The sequence below is a fragment of the Streptomyces sp. NPDC088745 genome (assembly GCF_044751045.1).
Lineage (GTDB): Bacteria > Actinomycetota > Actinomycetes > Streptomycetales > Streptomycetaceae > Streptomyces > Streptomyces cremeus.
Map to the genome: position 1 here is coordinate 47,604 of NZ_JBIVLB010000024.1, position 23,426 is coordinate 71,029.

Genomic DNA, 23,426 nt, shown 5'->3' on the forward strand with positions numbered 1-23,426 from the left:
CTACTTGTCGATGTCGCCGACGACGAAGAAGAGCGAGCCCAGGATCGCGACCATGTCGGCGACCAGGGTGCCGGGGAGCAGTTCGGCCAGCGCCTGGATGTTGTTGAAGGACGCCGAGCGCAGCTTGAGCCGGTACGGGGTCTTCTCGCCCTTGGAGACCAGGTAGTAGCCGTTGATGCCGAGCGGGTTCTCGGTCCACGCGTACGTGTGGCCCTCGGGGGCCTTGAGGACCTTCGGCAGGCGCTGGTTGACGGGGCCGGGCGGCAGGCCGGCCATCCGGGTCAGGCAGGCGTCGGCGAGGTCGAGCGCGTTGTGGGTCTGCTCCAGCAGGCACTCGAAGCGGGCCAGGCAGTCGCCCTCGGTGCGGGTGACGACCTTCAGGGTGTCCTGGAGTTCGCCGTACGCGAGGTATGGCTCGTCGCGGCGCAGGTCGAAGTCGACGCCGGAGGCGCGGGCGATCGGACCGGAGACCCCGTACGCGTGGACGGCGCCGGCGGACAGGACGCCGATGTTCCGGGTGCGGCCGCGGAAGATCTCGTTGCCGAGGACCAGGTCGTCGTAGACGTCCATGCGCGAGCGGACCGAGGCGACGGCGTCGCGGACCCGGCCGAGCCAGCCCGCGGGGAGGTCCTCCTTGAGGCCGCCGACGCGGTTGAACATGTAGTGCATGCGCCCGCCGGAGACCTCCTCCATCACGTGCTGGAGCTCCTCACGCTCGCGGAAGGCGTGGAAGACCGGGGTGATGCCGCCGAGTTCCAGGGGGTACGAGCCCAGGAACATCAGGTGGTTGAGGACCCGGTTCAGCTCGGCGAGCAGGGTGCGGGTCCACACGGCGCGCTCCGGGACCTCCATGCCGAGCATGCGCTCCACGGCCATGACGACGCCGAGTTCGTTGGAGAACGCGGAGAGCCAGTCGTGGCGGTTGGCCAGCATCACGATCTGCCGGTAGTCACGCGCCTCGAACAGCTTCTCCGCGCCGCGGTGCATGTAGCCGATGACCGGCTCGGCGTGCTGGATGCGTTCGCCGTCCAGGACGAGCTTGAGGCGCAGCACGCCGTGCGTGGAGGGGTGCTGGGGGCCGATGTTGAGCACCATGTCGGTGGCTTCGGCGCCGCCGCCGATGCCGACGGTGGTCGTCTGCGGGGGCGTCTGCGGTGTCATGGGGGCCAGTATCCCCCCTGGCGCTTCGCCCGCCCCCGGCACGTCACACGCGCTGCTGGAGCCAGCCGAAGTCGCCCAGGCCGCCCCGGGACGTCAGCTCCGCCGCCTCGCCCGCCCCGGCGAGGGCGCGGACGTAGGCGGCCGGGTCGGCCGACGCCAGGGCCAGGGGCGGACGGGCCCCCGACACGCCGAGCCGGGCCAGCGCCTCCCGCTGGGTGAGCAGTTCCGTGGCGGCGACCGCGGCCGGGGCCGCCGCGCACGCGTCCAGGGCCACGTGCGCCGTGATGTCGCAGGAGCCGTCCGGGACCGGCCGTACCTCCCGGCCTCCCGCGAATCCGCTCAGCGTGCCGAACGGGGGGCGGGCGGCGAGGGTGTGCGCGTAGTCCACCGCGACCGCCAGCCCGCCGGCCAGCGTCCCGACCGCCGCGGCCCACGCCGCGTCCCGGGGGCGGCCGATCTCCGCCCGGTGCCCCGCGGGGAGCCCGGCCAGCGGCCACCACCGCTCCAGCCACCGCGCGTCCGCGCCCGCGACCGGCGCGCCCAGGCGTTCCCCGCCGTCGGCGCGCACCTCGACGTAGCGGGGGACGCCCGAGGGGTCCGTCTCCGCGACGTCCACCGGGACGTTGTCCAGCCACTCGTTGGCGAAGACCAGCCCGCGCACCCCCCGGGGCGGTTCCGCGCACCACTCGACGCGGCGGTCGAGACCGGGCGGACGGGGCGCCTTCTCGACACCGTACGGGCGGACCTCGACGCCGTCGGGAAGCGCCGCCAGCACCCCGGTCAGGAGCTCGCCGCGCCCGGCGCCGATGTCGACCAGGTCGATCCGGGGCAGGCGCTCCGGGCCGCCCAGGTCCTCGTACGTACGCAGCAGGAGGCGCGCGACGGCCCGCGCGAAGAGCGGCGAGGCATGCACCGACGTACGGAAGTGACCTGCCGGACCCTCGGGGCGCAGATAGAACCCACCGGGCCCGTAGAGCGCCCGCTCGGCCGCCGCCCGCCAACCGTCCCAGCCCCCGTCACCGGCCTTGCCCGCCCGGTCACCGTCACCGGCCTCGCCCGCCCGGTCGCCCCCGTCGGGCCCGCCTGGCCGGGCGCGCTCACCCGGCCCGCCGCCGTGGCCGCCGCGTCCGCCGTGCACGCTGTTCCGTCCGGCGGCGGCCGTGCCGTCGTGCCCGCCCCGGGGAGTCGAACCGTCTCTCACCCGGCCAAGTCTCCCCTGAGTCTCCACCTTGGGGAGTAGGGAGCGCTCCGCCGGATCGCTCCTCCGGTTGACCCATCGGCCTCCGCTGTTTCCCTACGCTGGACATGTGCAGCGCTTCTACGACTTCATCCGCCGACACCCGACGAGCGTCGACAGCTTCTGGGCTGTGATTCTCCTCGGGATGTCCGCGATGTCCGTCGGGGGCTACCGGAACGACGCGGGGGTGGGCCCCGCCGTGGCCTGCATCCTCCTCATGTGCCTGACGGTCGCCCTGCGCCGCCGGGTGCCGGAGAGGATGCTGATCCTGGCGATCGCGACCGGACTCCTCCAGGTCGCGCTGGGCATCGAGCCCAACCCGTCCAACTTCGCGATGCTCGTCATCGTCTACACCGTCGCCGCGAACGGGGCCCGCTGGGCGTCCCGGCTCGCCCTCGGCGCCTCGCTCTGCGCCGCCACGATCTCGCAGCTCCGCTGGCCGGTGGAGAAGAACGACGCGACGGCCCCCATCGTCTTCGCCGTCTTCCTGACCGTCCCCTTCCTCCTCGCGTGGGTGCTCGGCGACTCGCTGCGCACCCGCCGCGCCTACTTCGCGCAGTTGGAGGAGCGGGCGAGCCGGCTGGAGCGCGAGCGCGAGGCGCAGGCCAAGGTCGCCGTCGCCGCCGAGCGGGCCCGTATCGCCCGCGAACTGCACGACGTCGTCGCCCACAACGTGTCCGTGATGATCGTCCAGGCCGACGGCGCCGCCTACGTCATGGACGCCTCGCCCGACCAGGCCAAGCAGGCGCTGGAGACCATCTCCACGACCGGCCGCCAGGCGCTCGCCGAGATGCGCCGCCTGCTGGGCGTGCTGCGCAGCGGCGAGGCCCCCGAGAGCGGCGAGTACGTGCCGCAGCCCGACGTCCAGCAGATCGAGGACCTGGTCGAGCAGGTGCGCACGGCCGGTCTCACCGTCGACTTCCGCGTCGAGGGCACCGCCCGCCCGCTGCCCAGCGGCGTCGAGCTGACCGCGTACCGGATCGTGCAGGAAGCCCTCACCAACACCCGCAAGCACGGCGGCCCGGACGCGGGCGCGAGCGTGCGGCTGGTCTACTTCGACGACGGGCTCGGCCTGCTGGTCGAGGACGACGGCCGCGGCGCGGCGCAAGAGCTGTACGAGGACGGCGGCGCGGACGGCCAGGGCCACGGCCTGATCGGCATGCGCGAGCGGGTCGGTATGGTCGGCGGCACGCTGGACGCGGGACCGCGCCCCGGCGGCGGCTTCCGGATCAGCGCCCTGCTGCCGCTCAAGCCCGCTCACTGACAGCCCCCGAGGGAGCCCCTTTTATGCCGCCGATCCGCGTGATGCTCGTCGACGACCAGATGCTGCTGCGCACCGGTTTCCGCATGGTGCTGGCCGCCCAGCCGGACATGGAGGTCGTCGCGGAGGCCGGCGACGGCCAGGAGGCGCTGGACGTCCTGCGCACCACCGCCGTGGACGTCGTCCTGATGGACGTGCGGATGCCCCGGCTGGACGGGGTGGAGGCGACCCGGCGGATCTGTGCCCAGGAGGACGCGCCGAGGGTCCTCATCCTGACCACCTTCGACCTGGACGAGTACGCCTTCTCCGGGCTCCAGGCGGGCGCCAGCGGCTTCATGCTGAAGGACGTGCCGCCGGCCGAACTGCTGGCCGCGATCCGCTCGGTGCACAGCGGCGACGCGGTCGTCGCGCCGTCCACCACCCGGCGGCTGCTCGACCGGTTCTCGCCGATGCTGCCGAGCAGCGGCAAGGAGCCCCAGCACAAGGAGGTCGAGAAGCTCACCGACCGCGAGCGCGAGGTGATGCTGCTCGTCGCCCAGGGCCTGTCGAACGGCGAGATCGCCGCCCGCCTGGTCCTGTCCGAGGCCACCGTGAAGACCCACGTGGGCCGCATCCTGACCAAGCTGGGGCTGCGCGACCGCGTGCAGGTGGTCGTGCTGGCGTACGAGACGGGCCTGGTACGGGCCGGGGGCTCGCCCGGCGCCTAGCCCCGGGTGCCGGTCCTAGCGCAGCACCCCCTCCAGGAAGTCGCTGCCGAGCCGGGCCACCACCGTCGTGTCCAGTTGGTGCAGGACGTACCGGCCGCGCCGGCGGGTGGTGAGCAGACCGGCCTTCTTGAGCACCCCCAGGTGCCGGGAGACCTCCGGCGCGGTGATGCCCAGGACGTCGGCCAGCTCGCCCGTCGTGTACGGCGTGCGCGCCAGGAACCGGCACAGCCGCATCCGCATCGGGTGCGCCAGCGCCTCGAGCCGCTGCTGCAACAGGGGTACGGAAGCGGGCGACGGCAGCTCGACGGCGCTCACCGGGTAGTGGATCACCGGCCGCCAGCCGGGGGCGTGCAGCACCAGCAGGTGCGGCCAGCCGAAGGTGGACGGCACGGCGGTGAGCCCCGCCCCCACCGCGGGGTCCACGGCCGTGGTGTGGCCCTCGGCGAGCTTGTCGGCCCGGATGCGGCGGCCGTCCTCGTCCAGGGTCAGCGCGGGGGAGACCGCGTGCAGCGCCTCGGCCAGGCCCCGGCGTCGCAGCAGGTCCTGCTTGTGGCGGGCGTCCGAGGCGAGCTGGACCCGCACCCGCCGCCAGGTGTCGGCGAAGAACGCCTCGTCGCAGTCCTCGAAGAGGCGCCGCAGCCACAGCCTGACCGCGCCGGGGTTCGTCAGCAGCCGATGGGTGAAGTCCAGTTGCTTGGGGCCGCGGGCCGCCGCCAGGTCCAGCGCGCGCGACCGCAGGGCGGCGTCCACCAGCGGCGAGGGGCCGCCCGCCGTGTACATGCTGGAGCAGGTGAACTCCAGGGCCGCCGACACGAACTCCTCGTCGTCCAGCCGGTCCAGCAGGTCCAGGTCCTCCGCGAGCGTCGTCCCCGGCGCCGCCGCCGGGTCCTTGAGGCCGGCGAACGGCAGGAACACGTCCGAGAACGTCGTGCGCCACAGGAAGTCGGCCTCGGTGAGCCGGTCCGCCAGGTCCGGCTTGAGCGCCGACGAGGTCGCCGTCGCCCAGCCGTGCAGTCCCGGGTGGTGGCCCGGTTCGGACAGGGCGTGCAGCGCCATGCCCAGCTCGCCCAGCGGCGAGATCGCGAAGTCGATCCGCTCGGGCGGCAGTCCGGCGATGTCCACGGAGACGCTCATGGGCCCATGGTGCCCGGCCCCACCGACAATCGGCCCTCCGATTGACGGCGGCCGTCAATCGGAGGCGGCCCGATTGGCGGGTCCCGTCAATCGGTTGCGCGCGGCGCCGCCGGCCGGTGCAGCGTGACGGTCATGACCGCCTCCCAGCAGCACCTCCTCGACGCCTACCGCGCCGCCCAGCACGGCGCCCCGGTCCCGCCCGCCCCCGGCCGGCACGACTGGCAGACCGTCCGCGAACTGCGCGACACCGTCCGCGAGGACCTCCGCTTCCGCGCCGTCGTCGCCGAACGCCCCGCCGGCGCGTACCTGCGGGCCGCCCTCACCCGGATCGCGGACCGCTTCCGCACGGTACGAACCGGGCCCGCGGACGGCGTCCGTACGGTACGGACCACGCCTGCGGACGGCGCCCGTACGCTTCGGACCGGGTCAGCGGCCCCCACCGCGCCGTCCGCCCGTGCCCGTACCGCCGACTGCAACTAGCCGAGCCGGCCGACGAATCCGGCCACCGCCTCCCGCACGTCCGCCGCGCTCCACTCCAGCCCCCGCGCCGCCACCGTCACCTCGGTCACCGCCACCCCCGGAGGCCCCTCCGGGGCGGGGGACCACCGCTGGAACAGCGCCACCCCGCTCTCCTCCGCCTGCCGCACCGCCGCGTCCGTCAGCACGTCCGCGTCGTACGGCAGCCACACCTGGAACTGGTGCGTGTGCGGCACCCGGGGATGCACCCGGAACCACGGCGTTCCCGCCTCCCCGAAGCCCTCCGCCAGCGCCCGCGCCACCACCCTCGCGTGCAGCACGTACTCCGGCAGCCGGGGCAGCGTCCGCTCCAGGCCGATCAGGGCGCTCAGCGCCGCCGGGTACTGCTGGAACAGGTTGCCCCCGTAGCGGTGCCGCCAGGTCCTCGCCTCGTCGACCAGCGTCGCCGGGCCCGCGAGCACCGCGCCGGACATCCCTTCCAGCGACTTGTAGAACGACACGTACACGGTGTCGGCGAGCGCGGCGATCTCCGCGAGGGGCCGCCCGAAGTGCTCGGTGCACTCCCACAGCCGCGCCCCGTCGAAGTGCACGACGGCGTCCCGCTCCCGGGCCGCCTCCACCGCCTCCGTCAGCTCCTCCCACGACGGAAGCACGAAACCGGCATCCCGCAGCGGCAGTTCGAGCATCAGCGTGCCGAACGGCTCCTCGAACCCGCGCACCTCGTCCGCGTTCGGCAGCCGCGGCTCGTGGGTCGGATGCACCGTGCGCAGACCGCTCAGCCCGGTGAGGGCGCCGCGCTCGTGCCGTTCCGGGTGCGCGCGGGGGTGCAGGGCGACGGTGCTGTTCCCGGTACGTCCCGCCCAGCACCGGAGCGCGACCTGCTGCGCCATGGTGCCGGTGGGGAAGAACACCGCGGCCTCCTTGCCCAGGAGGCGGGCGGTGCGCCGCTCCAGCTCCGCCACGACGCCGTCGCCGTACAGATCGGCGTCCGCGTCCAGGTCGTACACGTCGCCCGCGTGGGCGGCCAGGTGGGCGAGCCGCTCCCCGATCCGGTGCTGCGCGGAGTGCCGGGCGAGCACCTTCCCGGCGTTGCGGAAGGCCGCGCGCCTGCGCTCCTGCGGGTCCGTGTGCGCGTGCCGCGCTTCGTCGTTCATCCGCCGATGATCGCGTACGTGGAACGGGGGGCACCGGGGTTTTCCACCCCCTGTGGACGGGGAACGGCTCACCCCGACGAGCGCCCGAAACGCTGGCGTAGCATGACGGGCAATCGTCCGGTACCCCCTGCGGACTGGAACGGAAGGCCGTTTCCGCGTGAACCCATCCCCCCTCCCTGGCCCCCCCGACCCCGCCGACCGCCCCGCCCGGCTCACCGTCGGCGTCGTCGGGGCGGGCCGCGTCGGCTCCGCCCTCGCCGCCGCCCTGCGCCAGGCCGGGCACCGCCCGGTCGCCGCCTCCGGTGTCTCCGACGCGTCCGTGCGCCGGGCCGCCGCCCTGCTGCCCGGGGTGCCCCTGGTCACCCCCGCCGAGGTGCTGGCCCGCGCCGACCTCGTCCTGCTGACCGTCCCCGACGACGCCCTGCCCGGCCTCGTCGAGGGGCTCGCCGACACCGGTGCGATCCGGCCGGGCCAGCTCCTGGTGCACACCTCCGGGCGGTACGGGACGGCGGTCCTGGAGCCCGCCCTGCGCGCCGGGGCGCTCCCGCTGGCCCTGCACCCCGTGATGACGTTCACCGGCACCTCCGTGGACGTCCAGCGCCTCGCCGGCTGCTCCTTCGGGATCACCGCCCCCCAGGAGCTGCGGCTGGCCGCCGAGGCGCTGGTCATCGAGATGGGCGGCGACCCCGAGTGGATCGCCGAAGAGGCCCGCCCGCTCTACCACGCAGCCCTCGCCCTCGGCGCGAACCACCTGGTCACCCTGGTCGCCCAGTCGATGGAGCTGCTGCGCACCGCGGGCGTGGAGGCCCCCGACCGGATGCTCGGCCCGCTCCTCGGCGCGGCCCTGGACAACGCCCTGCGCTCCGGCGACGGCGCCCTCACCGGCCCGGTCGCCCGCGGCGACGCGGGCACCGTCGCGGCCCACGTGAGCGAACTGCGCAAGCGCGCCCCGCAGACCGTCGCCGGCTACCTGGCGATGGCCCGCACCACCGCCGACCGCGCCCTCGCGCACGGCCTGCTCAAGCCCGAACTGGCGGAAGACCTGCTGGGCGTCCTGGCCGAGGGGGACCTGCGATGACCGTTCTCGTCCGTACGGCGACCGGCCTGGCCGCCCTCGACCGCACCGGCCGCCGCTGCGTCGTGATGACCATGGGCGCCCTGCACGACGGGCACGCCGCCCTGATCCGTACCGCCAGGGAGCACGCGGGAGCCGAAGGCCAGGTGATCGTCACCGTCTTCGTCAACCCCCTCCAGTTCGGCGCGAACGAGGACCTGGACCGCTACCCGCGCACCCCGGACGCCGACTTCGCGCTCGCCCGGGAGGCGGGCGCGGACGTCGTGTTCGCCCCCGCCGTCGACGAGGTCTACCCCGGCGGCGACCCCCAGGTGCGGCTCTCCGCGGGCCCCATGGGCGAGCGCCTCGAAGGCGCCACCCGGCCCGGCCACTTCGACGGCATGCTCACCGTCGTCGCCAAGCTGCTCCACCTGACCGCGCCCGACCTGGCCTTCTTCGGCCAGAAGGACGCCCAGCAGCTCGCCCTGATCCGGCGCATGGTGCTCGACCTGAACTTCCCCGTCGAGGTCGTCGCCGTGCCCACGGTGCGCGAGGCCGACGGCCTGGCCCGCTCCAGCCGCAACCGCTACCTGTCGCGGGAGGAGCGCGCCGCCGCCCTCGCCCTGTCGCGGGCGCTGTTCGCGGGCGCGCGCGAGCGGACTCCCGCGGCGGTGCGGGAAGCGGCGCACCGCGTCCTCAAGGAGGCACCGGGACTGGAGCTCGACTACGTCGCCCTGGTGGACCCCGCCGACTTCACCGACGCCGGCGACGGCCATCGGGGCGACGCGGTGCTCGCCGTCGCCGCCCGGGCCGGCGCCACCCGGCTCATCGACAACCTGCCGCTGACCTTCGGCGACGTACCGCACGACACGCCGGACGCGACCGGACCGACCGGCGCACCGGACACGACCGGCGCACCGGACACGCCGGACGCCACCGGTGCCCCCGCCGCCCCCGCCGCACAGCACCCCCAGCACACCCCTGGAGCAGCCCCGTGACCGGCATACGTCTCGCCGCCCCCGCCCCCGGCTGGTCCATCGACGCCGACGTCGTGGTCGTCGGTTCCGGTGTCGCGGGCCTCACCTGCGCCCTGCGCTGCACCGCGGCCGGCCTGCGCACCGTCGTCGTCACCAAGGCCCGCCTGGACGACGGCTCCACCCGCTGGGCGCAGGGCGGCATCGCCGCCGCCCTCGGCGACGGCGACACCCCCCAGCAGCACCTGGACGACACCCTGGTCGCCGGGGCCGGCCTCTGCGACGAGGAAGCCGTGCGCACCCTGGTCACCGAGGGCCCGGACGCCGTACGGCGGCTGATCGAGACCGGGGCGCACTTCGACACCGACCCCGACAGCGGCGCCATCCAGCTCACCCGCGAGGGCGGCCACCACCGCCGGCGCATCGCGCACGCGGGCGGCGACGCCACCGGCGCGGAGATCTCCCGCGCCCTGGTGGACGCGGTGCGTGCCCGGGCCGTGGAGTTCGTCGAGAACGCCCTCGTGCTCGACCTCCTCGTCGACGCGGACGGGCACACCGCCGGTGTCACCCTGCACGTCATGGGCGAGGGCCAGCACGACGGCGTCGGCGCGGTCAACGCCCCCGCCGTCGTCCTCGCCACCGGCGGCATGGGCCAGGTCTTCGCCGCCACCACCAACCCCGCCGTGTCCACCGGCGACGGCGTCGCGCTCGCCCTGCGCGCCGGCGCGGAGGTCTCCGACCTGGAGTTCGTCCAGTTCCACCCGACGGTGCTCTTCCTCGGCGAGGGCGCGGAGGGCCAGCAGCCGCTGGTGTCCGAAGCGGTGCGCGGCGAGGGCGCGCACCTCGTCGACGCGGACGGCGTGCGCTTCATGCTCGGACAGCACGAGCTCGCCGAACTCGCCCCGCGCGACATCGTCGCCAAGGCGATCATGCGCCGCATGCGGGAGCAGGGCGCCGCCCACATGTACCTGGACGGGCGGCACTTCGGCGCGGACATGTGGGAGCACCGCTTCCCGACCATCCTGGCCGCCTGCCGCGCCCACGGCATCGACCCGGTGACCGAGCCGGTCCCGGTCGCCCCCGCCGCGCACTACGCCTCCGGCGGCGTCCGCACCGACCTGCACGGCCGGACCACGGTGCCGGGCCTGTACGCGTGCGGCGAGGTCGCCTGCACGGGCGTGCACGGCGCGAACCGCCTCGCCTCCAACTCCCTCCTGGAGGGCCTGGTGTTCGCCGAGCGCATCGCCGAGGCCGTCACGTCCGCCGGGACCCGCGCCCCGGGCGCCCCCACCGAGCCCGCCGCCGTCCTCCCGCTCGTCGCCCCCGAGGCCCGCCACGGCATCCAGCAGACGATGTCGCGGGGCGCGGGCGTCCTGCGCTCCGCCCGGAGCCTCGGCGACGCCGCGGACGCCCTGGAGGCCGTGCAGCTCGGGGCCCGCCACGACGCGGCAGGACCGGGCAAGTCCGCCGAGCCCGGCGTCGACTCCTGGGAGACCACCAACCTGCTGTGCGTCTCGCGCGTGCTGGTCGCCGCCGCCCGGGAGCGCGCGGAGACCCGCGGCTGCCACTGGCGCGAGGACCACGCCGACCGCGACGACGCCCAGTGGCAGCGCCACCTCGTCGTACGGCTGACCGACGACCACCGCCTGGTGGTGCGCCGCACCGACACCGCCGCATTCCCGCCCGTACCGCAGGACCGTCCGAAGGAGCAGCACCAGTGAGCACCCCCGAGAACCCCCAGCTCCTCCCGCAGACGGGCGGCTGCGGCGACGCCTGCGGCTGCTCCGGCGGAGCGCCGCAGGAGGTGCCGGAGGACGGCACGTACGACCTGTCCGACTGCGGCCTGGACCCCCACCTCGCGCAGCTCCTGCTGGACTGCGGCCTGGACCCGGTCGAGGTCGAGGACGTCGCGAACGTCGCCCTCGCCGAGGACCTCGCGCACGGCGTCGACGTGACCACCGTGGCGACCGTCCCCGAGGAGGCCGTCGCCACCGGTGACTTCACCGCCCGCGAGGCGGGCACGGTCGCGGGCCTGCGCGTCGCCGAGACGGTGCTCTCCATCGTCTGCACCGAGGAGTTCGAGGTCGAGCGGCACGTCGAGGACGGCGACCGCGTGCGGGCCGGGCAGAAGCTCCTCACCGTCACCGCCCGCACCCGCGACCTCCTCACCGCCGAACGCAGCGCGCTGAACCTCCTGTGCCGCCTCTCCGGCGTCGCCACCGCCACCCGCGCCTGGGCGGACGTCCTGGCGGGCACGCGGGCCAAGGTCCGCGACACCCGCAAGACCACCCCGGGGCTGCGCTCGCTGGAGAAGTTCGCGGTGCGCTGCGGCGGCGGCGTCAACCACCGCATGTCGCTCTCCGACGCGGCCCTCGTCAAGGACAACCACGTGGTCGCCGCCGGGGGAGTGGCCCAGGCCTTCAAGCTCGTGCGGGACGCCTTCCCGGGGGTCCCCGTCGAGGTCGAGGTCGACACCCTGGCGCAGGTCACCGAGGTGCTGGAGGCGGGCGCCGACCTGATCCTGCTGGACAACTTCACCCCGGAGCAGACCGCCGAGGCCGTCGCCCTGGTCGCGGGCCGCGCCGTCCTCGAGTCCTCCGGCCGCCTCACCCTCGACACGGCCCGCGCGTACGCCGACACCGGCGTCGACTACCTCGCCGTGGGCGCGCTCACCCACTCCGCCCCGATCCTCGACATCGGCCTGGACCTGCGCGAGGCGTCCCAGGACGGGGCGCGGTAAGCCATGCTCCTCACCATCGACGTCGGCAACACCCACACCGTCCTCGGCCTGTTCGACGGCGAGGAGATCGTCGAGCACTGGCGCATCTCCACCGACCCGCGCCGCACCGCCGACGAACTGGCCGTGCTGCTCCAGGGCCTGATGGGCATGCACCCCATGCTCGGCAACGAACTGGGCGACGGCATCGAGGGCATCGCCATCTGCGCGACCGTCCCCTCGGTCCTGCACGAGCTGCGCGAGGTCACCCGCCGCTACTACGGCGACGTCCCCGCCATCCTGGTCGAGCCGGGCGTCAAGACCGGCGTGCCGATCCTGATGGACAACCCCAAGGAGGTCGGCGCGGACCGCATCGTCAACGCCGTCGCCGCCGTCGAGCTGTACGGCGGCCCGGCGGTCGTCGTCGACTTCGGTACGGCCACCACCTTCGACGCGGTCTCCGCCAAGGGCGAGTACGTCGGCGGTGTCATCGCCCCCGGCATCGAGATCTCGGTGGACGCCCTCGGCGTCAAGGGCGCCCAGCTCCGCAAGATCGAGCTGGCCCGCCCGCGCAGCGTCATCGGCAAGAACACCGTCGAGGCCATGCAGTCGGGCATCGTGTACGGATTCGCCGGCCAGGTCGACGGAGTCGTCGCCCGCATGGCCCGCGAACTCTCCCCGCAGGACCCGGACGACGTCACGGTCATCGCGACCGGCGGCCTCGCCCCGATCATCCTCGGCGAGGCCACCGCGGTGGACGAGCACGAGCCCTGGCTGACGCTCATCGGCCTGCGCCTGGTGTACGAGCGCAACATCGCCCGCATGTGAGGACGCCCCGGCACGGCTGCGCGCGCGAGGGCGCCGTCCCCCGGCGCGCGAGCCCGCCGCGGCCTCCGCGCGGGCGGGCGCGCCCGTCGGCCGCCACCCGTCACGGTCCCCGCGCGCACGGGAAACGATCCCCGCGCGCACGGGAAACGATCCCCGTGCGCACGGGAATCGCCCGGCCCGGACCGCAACGCGCCACCGATCACCCGCTGAGCAAAAATTGTCCGCTTAGCACTTAAAGTCACCACATGCCCACGCCATACGGTTCCCGCGGCGGCATGGCGTTCAGCGCAGACGAACTGCGTGTGCTCCGGCGCGCCCTCGCCCTCGCCCTCCACCCCGCCCCCCTCCCCGCCGACGAGGTGCGCGAGTGCCTGCGTCTGGCGGAGTCCGTCGACGAGGCGATCCACGAGGCGGGACGGCTGCGCGCCTTCCTGCTCGCCGACCTCGCCCGCTACCGGGCCGCCCTCCCCGCCTCCGCCACCGGTTACCTGGAGCTCCTCCAGGACGCCCTGGCGGCCGGCTACCGGCCCCAGCCCGACGACCTCGCCGCGCTGCGCTCCCTGCGTCGGCTCCCGCTCGGCGCGGCGCTCCTGGACCGCTGCCAGGGCATCGCGGAGCGTTCCGTGCGGGCCAGGCTCGCCCGTACGAGTCCTCCCGCGCCCGCCGCGCCCGCGCCCCGCACCCGCCTGACCGCCCTGCCCGGCGGCCGTGCCGCCGCCAAGCCGGCGCGCCCCGCCGCCCCCGCGGGGCCGGCCCCCGCCGGCAATCCCTCCCGCGAGCGGCCGGTGCCGACCCCCGCCGAGGCCTTCCCGCCCCGCAAGCGGCCCGCGCCCCCCGGGGAACGACGCGAAGCGAGCTAGCTACTCTGGAGGCATGGACTATGTCTCCGCGCTTCTGCCCCCCGTGGTGATGGCCGCCTTCTTCATCGGTCTCGTCGTGACGATCGTCAAGACGCAGGGCGGCGCCAACAAGACCAAGGAAGACCGGGCCACCGACGCCGTCGCCGCGGCCACCGCGGCCCCCGGCAGGCCGGTCGACACGGCCGGGCGCGACAGCGGCGCCTCCTGACCCCGGCACACCGGCGGGAACACGCGCACCGAAGAGGGGCGTGCGATCCGGAACTCATCCGGACCGCGCGCCCCTCTTTTCCTGCGCCCCGCCCGGAATAGCCGGGAATTCCGTATATCTCCCACTAGGCTGGCGCTGTGCCACGCCGATTGGGAGAGCTGGAAGACGCCGTCATGACGCGCGTGTGGCAGTGGAACCGTCCGGTCACCGTGCGGGAAGTCCTCGAAGACCTTCAGAAGGACCGTTCCATCGCCTACACCACCGTGATGACCGTAATGGACAATCTCCATCAGAAGGGCTGGGTGCGCCGGGAAGTGGACGGCCGGGCCTATCGATATACCTCGGTCTCCACGCGTGCCGCCTACTCGGCCGCACTGATGAACGAGGCCTGGTCGACCAGTGACAACCCCGCCGCGGCCCTTGTCGCGTTCTTCGGCATGATGTCCGCCGAGCAGCGCGAAGCACTTCAGGACGCGATGCGCGTCGTACAACGCGGCGACTCGGAAGATTCCGCTCCACCCCCGGATACCGCTCCCGAAACCGCCGCGGAAACCGGCGGGGGGCCGACGGAACTCCCCGGTGGCGACGCGAAGCCGCCGGGGCGATAGCGTCCGGGCATGGCCCCCGATCATATTGCGCCCGCAAAAGCCATCACCGAAGCCGCCTCCGAAGCCTCCGAAGCCGCCCCCGCCGGCGTCCCGGCGGCCTTCCCCGTGGCCGTCACCGTCCGCCGGGCGCGCACCGGCGATGTGCGCGCGATCCGCGCCCTTGTCGACGCCTACGCGCGCGAGAGCATCCTGCTCGACAAAGCGAACGTGACGCTTTACGAGGACATCCAGGAGTTCTGGGTGGCGGAACGCGACGAGGACGCCCGGGTGATCGGCTGCGGCGCGCTGCACGTGATGTGGGAAGACCTCGCCGAAGTGCGCACTCTCGCCGTGGATCCCGCCCTGAAGGGCGCCGGAGTGGGACATCTGGTGCTGGACAAACTGCTCCAGACCGCTCGCTGGATCGGAGTGCGCCGGGTTTTCTGCCTGACCTTCGAAGTGGGGTTCTTCGCGAAGCACGGCTTCGTGGAGATCGGCGAGTCCCCGGTCGACACGGATGTCTACAGCGAGCTGCTGCGTTCCCACGACGAGGGCGTGGCGGAGTTCCTCGGTCTCGAACGGGTGAAGCCCAACACCCTGGGCAACAGTCGGATGCTTCTGCACCTCTGAAGCGCGTGTATCGGCTGTTGTCCTATGTCCGAAACGCGCACGTTTCCCGTGTTCTCGCGGTACTGAACCTCACACAGGGGTTTGTGTTTTCCCCGGAAAAGCGGTTTCCTTTCCGCGTACTGCATTTTCGATGAAAGGAAATCCGGTGGCGCAGAAGGTTCAGGTCCTTCTTGTTGACGACCTCGACGGCGTCGAGGCGAACGAGACGGTGACGTTCGCTCTGGACGGCAAGACCTATGAGATCGACCTCACCACCGCGAACGCGGAGAAGCTCCGCGGGCTGCTCGACCCGTACACCAAGAACGGCCGTCGCACGGGTGGCCGCAGCGCCGGCCGCGGCAAGGCGCGCGCTGTTTCCGGCGGCACTCAGAACACGGCCGAGATCCGTAAGTGGGCGAAGGAGAACGGTCACGACGTGAGTGCCCGTGGCCGTGTTCCCGCAGCGGTGAAGGAAGCCTACGACAAGGCCAACGGCTGAGCCTGCCGCATTTTCGGCAGTCCCGTATTCACGTCGAGGTCTCCGCGGTTCGGGGAGGCCGTCTTCGCGCTGATCAACCGGATGCGGTGGCATTCCGTCGCCGCGGCCGCCAGAAGTCGTACGAGATCGGGGGCGTCCCCACTGCCCCCGATGCCGGTGAAGGCCGGCAGTGCTTCTTCGCGCCCCGGCACGGGGGGCCGCAGCCAGACGGCGGCCCCGTCCTCCGGCAGGGGCGCGAAGCCCGGTGGAGCGGGGGCGGTGATCAGGCCGCCCGTGCCGGTCGCCCGCAGGTCCAGGTCGACGGAGCCCCACTCCAGCCAGTCCAGGAGTGACGGCACCTCGTCCGCGCTCCCCGCGGCGAGCAGCAGCCGCAGCCGCCGCCCCAGCAGGGCGACGGGCCCGGTGGGACCGATCCGGCGCAGCACGGCGTGCCCCGCTTCCGCGGGCAGTTCCAGTACGTCGAAGTGCCGGCCGGTGGGCAGCAGGACCGGTTCCCCGGGGGCGTGCACGGTGTCCCAGCCGAGTTCCTTCTCGTACCAGGAGGCCCAGGAGGCCCGGCGGGGCGGCCGGGTCCGCGCGTCGTCGCCGCCGGGCAGCGGCGGGCGGGGGCGGGGGACGATGGGGGCCATGCCCGGAGCAACTCCCGAAACGGCACTTGGTTACGCTGGGTCCGTGTCCGGATGCTCAGCGTGGGCGATATGGGGGCGTGTGGGTGCATCCGACGGCGCAAGGGTGTTCGCCCGTAGCTGAGGGAACCGGTGTGCGCCGCATGGAGTGTCAGTACTTGCGGGTAAGACATCCCTAGTGGGGAGGGGCGACACGCACGCGAAGCGGTCCTCCGTTCGCCATCGGCGTAGTGGCGAAAGGGGTAACAGCTTGGCCTGCGGGAACATCGTCTCGCACCATCGAGTTGAGGCAGTAGTCGGCTGTTCAGGCCGGGAGGCAAGAACGGGTGTCGGCAGTTGGAACGAGCTGTCCCGCCCCGCGGGACTAGCATGCGGAAGGACAGGGAGGGGACCGACCCCTTAACTGCCCGACCGCTCTGAGGAGCGAATAACGATGTTCGAGAGGTTCACCGACCGCGCGCGGCGGGTTGTCGTCCTGGCTCAGGAAGAAGCCCGGATGCTCAACCACAACTACATCGGCACCGAGCACATCCTCCTGGGCTTGATCCACGAGGGTGAAGGTGTCGCCGCTAAGGCCCTGGAGAGCCTCGGCATTTCGCTTGAGGCGGTTCGCCAGCAGGTCGAGGAGATCATCGGTCAGGGCCAGCAGGCTCCGTCCGGCCACATTCCCTTCACCCCGCGTGCGAAGAAGGTCCTGGAGCTGTCGCTCCGCGAGGCCCTCCAGCTCGGCCACAACTACATCGGCACCGAGCACATCCTGCTCGGCCTGATTCGCGAGGGCGAGGGCGTCGCCGCCCAGGTCCTGGTGAAGCTGGGCGCCGATCTCAACCGGGTGCGGCAGCAGGTCATCCAGCTGCTCTCCGGATACTCGGGCAAGGAGACCGCCGCGGCAGGCGGCCCTGCGGAAGGCACGCCTTCCACGTCCCTGGTGCTCGACCAGTTCGGCCGGAACCTCACCCAGGCCGCTCGTGAGTCCAAGCTCGACCCGGTCATCGGGCGCGAGAAGGAGATCGAGCGGGTCATGCAGGTGCTGTCCCGCCGCACGAAGAACAACCCGGTCCTCATCGGCGAGCCCGGCGTCGGCAAGACCGCCGTCGTCGAGGGCCTCGCGCAGGCCATCGTCAAGGGCGAGGTGCCCGAGACCCTCAAGGACAAGCACCTCTACACCCTCGACCTCGGCGCGCTCGTCGCCGGTTCCCGCTACCGCGGTGACTTCGAGGAGCGGCTGAAGAAGGTCCTCAAGGAGATCCGCACCCGCGGCGACATCATCCTGTTCATCGACGAGCTGCACACGCTCGTGGGTGCGGGTGCCGCCGAGGGCGCCATCGACGCGGCGTCGATCCTGAAGCCGATGCTGGCCCGCGGTGAGCTCCAGACCATCGGTGCCACCACGCTCGACGAGTACCGCAAGCACCTGGAGAAGGACGCCGCGCTGGAGCGCCGCTTCCAGCCCATCCAGGTCGCGGAGCCGTCGCTGCCGCACACCATCGAGATCCTCAAGGGCCTGCGCGACCGCTACGAGGCCCACCACCGTGTCTCCATCACGGACGAGGCCCTCGTCCAGGCGGCCACGCTGGCCGACCGGTACATCTCGGACCGCTTCCTCCCGGACAAGGCGATCGACCTGATCGACGAGGCCGGATCGCGCATGCGCATCCGCCGGATGACCGCGCCGCCGGACCTCCGCGAGTTCGACGAGAAGATCGCGAACGTCCGCCGCGACAAGGAGTCGGCCATCGACTCCCAGGACTTCGAGAAGGCGGCCTCGCTCCGCGACAAGGAGAAGCAACTCCTCGCCGCGAAGGCCAAGCGCGAGAAGGAGTGGAAGGCCGGCGACATGGACGTCGTCGCCGAGGTCGACGGCGAGCTCATCGCCGAGGTCCTCGCGACCGCGACCGGCATTCCCGTCTTCAAGCTGACCGAGGAGGAGTCCTCGCGTCTGCTGCGCATGGAGGACGAGCTGCACAAGCGCGTCATCGGCCAGAAGGACGCCATCAAGGCGCTCTCCCAGGCGATCCGCCGCACCCGTGCAGGCCTCAAGGACCCCAAGCGTCCCGGTGGCTCGTTCATCTTCGCCGGCCCCTCGGGCGTCGGTAAGACCGAGCTCTCCAAGACGCTCGCGGAGTTCCTCTTCGGCGACGAGGACGCGCTGATCTCCCTCGACATGTCGGAGTTCAGCGAGAAGCACACGGTCTCGCGCCTCTTCGGCTCGCCCCCCGGCTACGTGGGGTACGAGGAGGGCGGCCAGCTCACCGAGAAGGTCCGCCGCAAGCCGTTCTCCGTCGTCCTCTTCGACGAGGTGGAGAAGGCCCACCCGGACATCTTCAACTCGCTGCTGCAGATCCTGGAGGACGGTCGCCTGACCGACTCCCAGGGCCGCGTGGTCGACTTCAAGAACACCGTCATCATCATGACGACGAACCTCGGCACCCGGGACATCTCCAAGGGCTTCAACCTGGGCTTCGCCGCCCAGGGCGACGTCAAGACCGGGTACGAGCGGATGAAGAACAAGGTCAACGAAGAGCTCAAGCAGCACTTCCGCCCCGAGTTCCTCAACCGTGTCGACGACACGGTGGTCTTCCACCAGCTCAGCCAGGAAGACATCATCCAGATCGTCGACCTGATGATCGCCAAGGTGGACGAGCGCCTCAAGGACCGCGACATGGGCATCGAGCTCAGCGGTGACGCGAAGCAGCTCCTCGCCAAGAAGGGCTACGACCCCGTGATGGGCGCCCGGCCGCTGCGCCGGACGATCCAGCGCTCGATCGAGGACATCCTCTCGGAGAAGATCCTCTTCGGCGAGCTGCGCCCCGGCCACATCGTGGTCGTCGGCACGGAGGGCGAGGGCGACGCGAAGGAGTTCACCTTCCGCGGCGAGGAGAAGGCGGCCCTGCCGGACGCCCCGCCGATCGAGTCCGCGGCGGGCGGCAACGGGCCGAACCTGACGAAGGACGCGTAGCGCTCGGCGCGAGCGTGACGGAGTAGGGGCCGGCCCCGGGAACCTGACGGTTTCCGGGGCCGGCCCCTTTCTCCGTGCAAGGGGCGGGGGACGGCCGGAAACACGGGCCGGGGGCCCACGAGCACCGCCGCCCTCGACGCGTTCCGGTGGGCCCGCCCCCGCCGCGGGCGGCTTACGCGTGCACGATCCGCACCACCGTCACCACCAGCACCGCCGCGCTCACGTAGTAGACGACCACCGCCCCGCCCGCGACCCCCTGGCGGCGGTCCTTCTCGCCCTTCACCTCGCGCGTGCCCTGGCCGTACGGGTCGCGGGCCAGGGCGCGCATGGCGTGCTCGAAGCGCCGGCGGAGGTCGGGGTGCATCGCGTGCCGGGCCGTCTCCGCGGCCGGGGCGTACTGGATGCGCAGCCGCGTCATGAGGCTTCCGGCCGGGGCTCGTCGGACCCGGCGGACACGCAGTCGGAGAAGTCGCCCGAGGCCAGCCGGGCGAAGACCGCCTCGTCCTCCACGGCGGCCTCCGTCGGGGCCAGCGCCCAGCGGGCCAGGACCAGCGGGAGGTCCAGGGCCGGGGTGCGGGCGATCTCGGCGTCCAGGTCGGCGGCCTGGGCGGGGGTGAGCGCGGCTCTGATGGTGGGGAGCGTGGCGGGCAGGTCGACCGCCCGGCCGCTCACCACCGTGTGCCACACGGCGTCCGGTTCGCTGCCCTCGTCCATCCGGTGCCCCTCCCGCCCCGACGGCACTGCACTCCGCCCCCACCGTACGCCGACACCCCTCATGCGGTTGAGACTTGCGCACGACGGACGGGCGGGCGAGCGAAAGACGGGGGAGTCGCCCGTACGAGTGGGTCCGGCATGCCCGATTGACGCCGGATGTGTCCGTACGGAACGGCGGACGCGGCCCGCTCGTGACAAGGCGCACAGGCGTTACGGGCCTTACTAGCGCCGGTAGTGGACCGGGCGGCGACCTCGGCGCGACTCCGGGGCGGGCCGGGGCCGGCTCGTCGGCGCCGGGAGCGGGAACCCTGTCCGGACCGGGGCGGCTCTCCGATTCCGGGCGCTCTGGCTAGGACGTAAACCTGATCGACCGAGGTTTTTTCGAGTCCCTCGCGGAGGCCCCGCAAGCCGTCAAGCAACCGCGGGCCCAGGGGTCCGGCTACGAGGCGACGTCGTAGAAGGGGCGTTTGGGGAGGTGTGGAGCGTCGGGTTACCAATGTGGAGCAAGCCCGGCGAACCCGCCGGGTTCACTCGTCTCCGAAGGTTTCTCCCGTATGTCGAAGCTCGTGTCCCTCCGGGTCCGTAAGGCCGTCGTCGTCGCCGCGGCCGGCACGATGTGCGTGACCGGATCCGGGAGCGCCTTCGCTGCGAGCGCCGCTCCGGTCAAGGCCGCCCCGGTCAAGGCCGCTTCCGTCAAGGCCGTCCCGGCGAAGGCCGGCAGCGCGCCCAAGAAGGCCGCCGCCGCGAAGGCCAAGCGCTGGGGCCGGCCGCTCCAGGGCGGCTACGCCCTCTCCGCCACCTTCGGCAGGGGCGGCACGATGTGGTCCCACAAGCACTCCGGCCAGGACTTCGCCGTCCCGGTCGGGACCAAGGTGAAGGCCGCCGCGGCCGGCGTCGTGGTCAAGGCGGGCCGCAACGGCGGCGGCGACGGCCCCGCGTACGGCAACGCGATCGTGGTCAAGCACGCCCGCGGTACGTACTCCCAGTACGCCCACCTCTCGCGCATCCAGGCGAAGGTCGGCCAGCGGGTCGGCGCGGGCCAGCAGATAGCCCTGTCCGGCAACACCGGCAACTCCTCCGGCCCGCACCTGCACTTCGAGATCCGCACCACCCCGAACTACGGCTCCGCCGTCAACCCGGTCGCCTTCCTGCGCTCGGTCGGCGTCAAGGTCTGACCCCCGTCCGGCTCCCGCCGCCCCCGGGCCGCCCCCCCGCCTGCCGTACCCCCCCCGTGAAGGCCGTCCTCAGGACGCGTCCGCCTGTGTCACCAGGTCGACCGCGACTTCGAGGACGGCCTTCCGCTTGTCCTCCTCGTCGCCCTCGATCTCCTTCAGCGCGAACATGCCCGCGTGCATCGTGAACAGCGCGCTGATGCACCGCACCTGGTCGACCAGCGGCGCCTCGGGCTCCTTCATCAATGCCATCATCTTGATCATCCGTGCCTTGAAGCTGTCGCCGACGCTCAGGTCCCGCACCGTCCCCTGGTTCTCCTGCATGAAGCGGAAGAGCGGGCCCGCGTTCGTCAGCGCGGTGCTGTAGCGGTTGAGGAGCTCCTTCTTGGTGGCCAGCGTGCGCGGCTGGCCCTCGCCCCACTCGATCAGCTCGTCCATCGGCCGGGTCAGGTCCTCGAAGAGGCTGATCAGGATGTCTTCCTTGGTCTTGAAGTGGTAGTACAGCGCCGCCTTGGTGACCTCCAGCTCCTCGGCGATCTCCCGCAGCGAGGTCTTCTCGTACCCCCGCTCCGCGAACAGCCGCAGGGCCACGTCCTGGATGCGCTGGCGCGTGTCACCCCGGCGCTGCCGTCCCGTTCCGCCGGCACTGCTGCTCATCCGCGTACTCCCAAGGCTTGTTCAACCCGTCAAAACTTACTTGACGACCGGCAAGTTAACAGTCTACCTTCCTGAAGTGTAGCCAACTTGCCGGGCGGCAAGTAAGTATCAACAGGGGACGAGACATGACCACCACAGCGCCGCACGCGGCGATACCGAAGCCTCAGCAGGCGGGGAAGCAGCCGCGCAGCGTGCGCGTCGTGCTCCTCGCCCTCATGATCGCGATGCTGCTCGCGATGCTCGACAACATGATCATCGGCACCGCGATGCCCACCATCGTCGGCGAGCTGGGCGGCCTGGAGCACCTGTCCTGGGTGGTCACCGCGTACACGCTGACGACCGCGGCCTCCACCCCGATCTGGGGCAAGCTCGGCGACCTCTACGGCCGCAAGGGCATCTTCCTCGTCTCGATCGTCGTCTTCGTGCTGGGTTCCGTACTCAGCGGCATGGCCCAGGACATGGGCCAGCTCATCGGCTTCCGGGCCGTGCAGGGGCTGGGCGCGGGCGGACTGATGGTCGGCGTCATGGCGATCATCGGCGACCTGATTCCGCCGCGTGAGCGCGGCAAGTACCAGGGCATGATGGCCGGTGTGATGGCGCTGGCCATGATCGGCGGCCCGCTGGCCGGCGGTGCGATCACCGACCACCTCGGCTGGCGCTGGTCCTTCTACATCAACGTGCCGCTCGGCGCGCTCGCCCTCTTCATGATCACCACCGTGCTGCACCTGCCGAAGAAGGAGCGCACCGGCAAGGGGAAGATCGACTACCTCGGCGCGGCCCTGCTGACCGTCGGCATCACCGCGATCGTCCTGGTCACCACCTGGGGCGGCACCGAGTACGCCTGGGGCTCCGGCCAGATCCTGGGCCTGGCGGCCCTCGGCCTCGCCTCGGTCGCCGGCTTCCTGTACGTGGAGACCAAGGCGGCCGAGCCGATCATTCCGCTGCACATCTTCCGCAACCGGAACTTCACCCTCATGTCGGTGATCGGCTTCATCGTCGGCTTCGTGATGTTCGGCGCGGTCCTCTACCTGCCGCTCTTCCAGCAGTCCGTGCAGGGCGCGTCGGCGACCAACTCCGGCCTGCTCCTGCTGCCGATGCTGCTGTCGATGATGGTCGTCTCGCTGCTCGTCGGCCGGGTCACCACCAACACCGGCAAGTACAGGATGTTCCCGATCGCGGGCGGCGCGCTGATCACCGCGGGACTGGTCCTGCTCGCGCAGATGGACACCGGCACCTCCCGCCTCACCTCCGGGATCTACATGGCGGTCCTCGGCGCGGGCATGGGCTTCCTGATGCAGATCACCATGCTGGTCGCGCAGAACAGCGTCGAGCCCAAGGACATGGGCGTCGCCTCCTCGTCCACGACCCTCTTCCGTACGCTCGGCAGCTCGTTCGGCGTCTCGGTGATGGGCGCGCTGTTCACCGCCCGGGTCACCGACTCGATGGTCGCCCAGGGCGGCTCCACCGGAGGCATGCCCCAGGGCGCGGCCCTGGACGCCGCCAGCCTGGAGAAGCTCCCGGCCGCGCTGCGGGAGATGTACCAGTTCGCCGTCGCCACCGGCACGCACGGCGCGTTCCTGCTCGGCGCGGGCGTCGCGGTGGTCGCCCTGGTCGCGGCGTTCTTCGTCAAGGAGGTCGAGCTGAAGGGCGCGGGCCCGCAGAAGAAGGACGGCTCCGCCCCGGACACCGCGGTGCAGAAGGACGCGGTGGCCGCCCAGGCGTAGGCGGTGCGCCGCCCGGCTCACCGGTGACCCCGGCTCACCGGTGACGAGGAAGGGGCGCCCGGCACACAGCGTGCCGGGCGCCCCTTCCTCGTACTCGTACGAACAGGC

The 23,426-nt window shown here is 72.4% G+C and carries 24 protein-coding genes; 16 read left to right on the forward strand and 8 right to left on the reverse strand.

Features of this window, described 5'->3' with window-relative positions:
- Positions 1 to 1,161, reverse strand: a complete 1,161-nt coding sequence (locus tag ACIP93_RS36185; protein ID WP_401766412.1) for an NADH-quinone oxidoreductase subunit D — start codon at positions 1,159 to 1,161, stop codon at positions 1 to 3.
- A gap of 43 nt (positions 1,162 to 1,204) precedes the next feature.
- Positions 1,205 to 2,299: an SAM-dependent methyltransferase gene (locus ACIP93_RS36190; protein ID WP_401766470.1), complete on the reverse strand. Its 1,095-nt coding sequence runs from the start codon at positions 2,297 to 2,299 to the stop codon at positions 1,205 to 1,207.
- 169 nt (positions 2,300 to 2,468) lie between these two features.
- Between ACIP93_RS36190 and ACIP93_RS36195 the strand changes: the two genes are divergently transcribed.
- Together ACIP93_RS36195 and ACIP93_RS36200 are read left to right on the forward strand one after the other, a co-directional pair.
- Positions 2,469 to 3,662, forward strand: a complete 1,194-nt coding sequence (locus ACIP93_RS36195; protein WP_345220194.1) for a sensor histidine kinase — start codon at positions 2,469 to 2,471, stop codon at positions 3,660 to 3,662.
- Between the two features lie 23 nt (positions 3,663 to 3,685).
- Positions 3,686 to 4,366, forward strand: a complete 681-nt coding sequence (locus ACIP93_RS36200) for a response regulator transcription factor (RefSeq protein WP_345220193.1) — start codon at positions 3,686 to 3,688, stop codon at positions 4,364 to 4,366.
- Between the two features lie 15 nt (positions 4,367 to 4,381).
- Here the strand turns inward: ACIP93_RS36200 and ACIP93_RS36205 are convergent, their stop codons facing one another.
- Entirely contained in the window at positions 4,382 to 5,500 is a 1,119-nt protein-coding gene (locus ACIP93_RS36205) for a DUF5937 family protein (RefSeq protein ID WP_345220192.1), read from the reverse strand.
- 132 nt (positions 5,501 to 5,632) lie between these two features.
- Between ACIP93_RS36205 and ACIP93_RS36210 the strand changes: the two genes are divergently transcribed.
- Positions 5,633 to 5,980 carry a hypothetical protein gene (locus tag ACIP93_RS36210; RefSeq protein WP_401766416.1) on the forward strand — a complete coding sequence of 116 codons (348 nt, stop codon included), beginning with the start codon at positions 5,633 to 5,635 and terminating at the stop codon, positions 5,978 to 5,980.
- Here the strand turns inward: ACIP93_RS36210 and ACIP93_RS36215 are convergent.
- Positions 5,977 to 7,131 (reverse strand): threonine aldolase family protein, encoded by a 1,155-nt coding sequence (locus ACIP93_RS36215; protein ID WP_401766417.1) that lies wholly within the window; start codon positions 7,129 to 7,131, stop codon positions 5,977 to 5,979. The genes ACIP93_RS36210 and ACIP93_RS36215 overlap by 4 nt on opposite strands.
- Positions 7,132 to 7,288: 157 nt before the next feature.
- Between ACIP93_RS36215 and ACIP93_RS36220 the strand changes: the two genes are divergently transcribed.
- The 10 genes from ACIP93_RS36220 (at position 7,289) to ACIP93_RS36265 (ending at position 15,466) form a co-directional block, all read left to right on the forward strand.
- Complete coding sequence (locus ACIP93_RS36220) at positions 7,289 to 8,209, forward strand: DUF2520 domain-containing protein (protein WP_345220189.1); 921 nt, start codon at positions 7,289 to 7,291, stop codon at positions 8,207 to 8,209.
- Positions 8,206 to 9,183 carry a pantoate--beta-alanine ligase gene (panC, locus tag ACIP93_RS36225; RefSeq protein ID WP_401766420.1) on the forward strand — a complete coding sequence of 326 codons (978 nt, stop codon included), beginning with the start codon at positions 8,206 to 8,208 and terminating at the stop codon, positions 9,181 to 9,183. The genes ACIP93_RS36220 and panC overlap by 4 nt, the downstream gene beginning before the upstream one ends.
- Positions 9,180 to 10,880, forward strand: coding sequence for an L-aspartate oxidase (locus ACIP93_RS36230; RefSeq protein ID WP_401766422.1), 1,701 nt, complete (start codon positions 9,180 to 9,182; stop codon positions 10,878 to 10,880). The genes panC and ACIP93_RS36230 overlap by 4 nt, the downstream gene beginning before the upstream one ends.
- Entirely contained in the window at positions 10,877 to 11,899 is a 1,023-nt protein-coding gene (gene nadC / locus ACIP93_RS36235) for a carboxylating nicotinate-nucleotide diphosphorylase (RefSeq protein WP_401766425.1), read from the forward strand. The genes ACIP93_RS36230 and nadC overlap by 4 nt, the downstream gene beginning before the upstream one ends.
- Before the next feature lie 3 nt (positions 11,900 to 11,902).
- Complete coding sequence (locus ACIP93_RS36240) at positions 11,903 to 12,703, forward strand: type III pantothenate kinase (RefSeq protein ID WP_345220185.1); 801 nt, start codon at positions 11,903 to 11,905, stop codon at positions 12,701 to 12,703.
- Between the two features lie 275 nt (positions 12,704 to 12,978).
- Positions 12,979 to 13,563: a hypothetical protein gene (locus ACIP93_RS36245; RefSeq protein WP_401766473.1), complete on the forward strand. Its 585-nt coding sequence runs from the start codon at positions 12,979 to 12,981 to the stop codon at positions 13,561 to 13,563.
- A 13-nt stretch (positions 13,564 to 13,576) separates the two neighbouring features.
- Complete coding sequence (locus tag ACIP93_RS36250) at positions 13,577 to 13,771, forward strand: hypothetical protein (protein WP_345220184.1); 195 nt, start codon at positions 13,577 to 13,579, stop codon at positions 13,769 to 13,771.
- Between the two features lie 137 nt (positions 13,772 to 13,908).
- The gene (locus tag ACIP93_RS36255; RefSeq protein ID WP_345220183.1) at positions 13,909 to 14,379 is read left to right on the forward strand and encodes a BlaI/MecI/CopY family transcriptional regulator; all 471 of its coding nucleotides are present in this window, start codon (positions 13,909 to 13,911) and stop codon (positions 14,377 to 14,379) included.
- 9 nt (positions 14,380 to 14,388) lie between these two features.
- A complete protein-coding gene (locus ACIP93_RS36260; protein WP_345220182.1) occupies positions 14,389 to 14,988 on the forward strand; it encodes an amino-acid N-acetyltransferase in 600 nt (199 codons plus the stop codon).
- A gap of 145 nt (positions 14,989 to 15,133) precedes the next feature.
- Complete coding sequence (locus ACIP93_RS36265) at positions 15,134 to 15,466, forward strand: Lsr2 family protein (RefSeq protein ID WP_345220181.1); 333 nt, start codon at positions 15,134 to 15,136, stop codon at positions 15,464 to 15,466.
- On the opposite strand, the gene ACIP93_RS36270 is transcribed toward ACIP93_RS36265, so the two are convergent.
- Complete coding sequence (locus tag ACIP93_RS36270; protein WP_401766430.1) at positions 15,445 to 16,095, reverse strand: SCO3374 family protein; 651 nt, start codon at positions 16,093 to 16,095, stop codon at positions 15,445 to 15,447. The two genes, ACIP93_RS36265 and ACIP93_RS36270, sit on opposite strands and share 22 nt — an antisense overlap.
- Before the next feature lie 430 nt (positions 16,096 to 16,525).
- Between ACIP93_RS36270 and ACIP93_RS36275 the strand changes: the two genes are divergently transcribed.
- Positions 16,526 to 19,051 carry an ATP-dependent Clp protease ATP-binding subunit gene (locus tag ACIP93_RS36275; protein WP_345220179.1) on the forward strand — a complete coding sequence of 842 codons (2,526 nt, stop codon included), beginning with the start codon at positions 16,526 to 16,528 and terminating at the stop codon, positions 19,049 to 19,051.
- A gap of 172 nt (positions 19,052 to 19,223) precedes the next feature.
- On the opposite strand, the gene ACIP93_RS36280 is transcribed toward ACIP93_RS36275, so the two are convergent.
- Positions 19,224 to 19,469, reverse strand: coding sequence for a hypothetical protein (locus tag ACIP93_RS36280; RefSeq protein ID WP_345220178.1), 246 nt, complete (start codon positions 19,467 to 19,469; stop codon positions 19,224 to 19,226).
- Positions 19,466 to 19,765 carry a hypothetical protein gene (locus ACIP93_RS36285; protein WP_401766435.1) on the reverse strand — a complete coding sequence of 100 codons (300 nt, stop codon included), beginning with the start codon at positions 19,763 to 19,765 and terminating at the stop codon, positions 19,466 to 19,468. The genes ACIP93_RS36280 and ACIP93_RS36285 overlap by 4 nt, the downstream gene beginning before the upstream one ends.
- A gap of 554 nt (positions 19,766 to 20,319) precedes the next feature.
- Between ACIP93_RS36285 and ACIP93_RS36290 the strand changes: the two genes are divergently transcribed.
- Complete coding sequence (locus tag ACIP93_RS36290) at positions 20,320 to 20,940, forward strand: M23 family metallopeptidase (RefSeq protein WP_401766437.1); 621 nt, start codon at positions 20,320 to 20,322, stop codon at positions 20,938 to 20,940.
- A gap of 69 nt (positions 20,941 to 21,009) precedes the next feature.
- On the opposite strand, the gene ACIP93_RS36295 is transcribed toward ACIP93_RS36290, so the two are convergent.
- Positions 21,010 to 21,594: a helix-turn-helix domain-containing protein gene (locus ACIP93_RS36295; protein ID WP_345220175.1), complete on the reverse strand. Its 585-nt coding sequence runs from the start codon at positions 21,592 to 21,594 to the stop codon at positions 21,010 to 21,012.
- 125 nt (positions 21,595 to 21,719) lie between these two features.
- Here ACIP93_RS36295 and ACIP93_RS36300 point away from each other — a divergent pair, with 125 nt between their 5' ends.
- Positions 21,720 to 23,318 (forward strand): MDR family MFS transporter, encoded by a 1,599-nt coding sequence (locus ACIP93_RS36300; RefSeq protein ID WP_401766440.1) that lies wholly within the window; start codon positions 21,720 to 21,722, stop codon positions 23,316 to 23,318.
- Positions 23,319 to 23,426: the final 108 nt, after the last annotated feature.

What these genes read in the sequence shown, in the direction of transcription:
- ACIP93_RS36240 (WP_345220185.1), top strand. Translation starts at nt 11,903, where the DNA reads ATGCTCCTCACCATCGACGTCGGCAACACCCACACCGTCCTCGGCCTG.
- ACIP93_RS36295 (WP_345220175.1), bottom strand. Translation starts at nt 21,594, where the DNA reads ATGAGCAGCAGTGCCGGCGGAACGGGACGGCAGCGCCGGGGTGACACG.
- ACIP93_RS36245 (WP_401766473.1), top strand. Translation starts at nt 12,979, where the DNA reads ATGGCGTTCAGCGCAGACGAACTGCGTGTGCTCCGGCGCGCCCTCGCC.
- ACIP93_RS36290 (WP_401766437.1), top strand. Translation starts at nt 20,320, where the DNA reads ATGTCGAAGCTCGTGTCCCTCCGGGTCCGTAAGGCCGTCGTCGTCGCC.
- ACIP93_RS36285 (WP_401766435.1), bottom strand. Translation starts at nt 19,765, where the DNA reads ATGGACGAGGGCAGCGAACCGGACGCCGTGTGGCACACGGTGGTGAGC.
- ACIP93_RS36210 (WP_401766416.1), top strand. Translation starts at nt 5,633, where the DNA reads ATGACCGCCTCCCAGCAGCACCTCCTCGACGCCTACCGCGCCGCCCAG.
- ACIP93_RS36270 (WP_401766430.1), bottom strand. Translation starts at nt 16,095, where the DNA reads ATGGCCCCCATCGTCCCCCGCCCCCGCCCGCCGCTGCCCGGCGGCGAC.
- ACIP93_RS36185 (WP_401766412.1), bottom strand. Translation starts at nt 1,161, where the DNA reads ATGACACCGCAGACGCCCCCGCAGACGACCACCGTCGGCATCGGCGGC.
- ACIP93_RS36250 (WP_345220184.1), top strand. Translation starts at nt 13,577, where the DNA reads ATGGACTATGTCTCCGCGCTTCTGCCCCCCGTGGTGATGGCCGCCTTC.
- ACIP93_RS36260 (WP_345220182.1), top strand. Translation starts at nt 14,389, where the DNA reads ATGGCCCCCGATCATATTGCGCCCGCAAAAGCCATCACCGAAGCCGCC.
- ACIP93_RS36280 (WP_345220178.1), bottom strand. Translation starts at nt 19,469, where the DNA reads ATGACGCGGCTGCGCATCCAGTACGCCCCGGCCGCGGAGACGGCCCGG.
- ACIP93_RS36300 (WP_401766440.1), top strand. Translation starts at nt 21,720, where the DNA reads ATGACCACCACAGCGCCGCACGCGGCGATACCGAAGCCTCAGCAGGCG.
- panC (WP_401766420.1), top strand. Translation starts at nt 8,206, where the DNA reads ATGACCGTTCTCGTCCGTACGGCGACCGGCCTGGCCGCCCTCGACCGC.
- ACIP93_RS36200 (WP_345220193.1), top strand. Translation starts at nt 3,686, where the DNA reads ATGCCGCCGATCCGCGTGATGCTCGTCGACGACCAGATGCTGCTGCGC.
- ACIP93_RS36275 (WP_345220179.1), top strand. Translation starts at nt 16,526, where the DNA reads ATGTTCGAGAGGTTCACCGACCGCGCGCGGCGGGTTGTCGTCCTGGCT.
- ACIP93_RS36205 (WP_345220192.1), bottom strand. Translation starts at nt 5,500, where the DNA reads ATGAGCGTCTCCGTGGACATCGCCGGACTGCCGCCCGAGCGGATCGAC.
- ACIP93_RS36215 (WP_401766417.1), bottom strand. Translation starts at nt 7,131, where the DNA reads ATGAACGACGAAGCGCGGCACGCGCACACGGACCCGCAGGAGCGCAGG.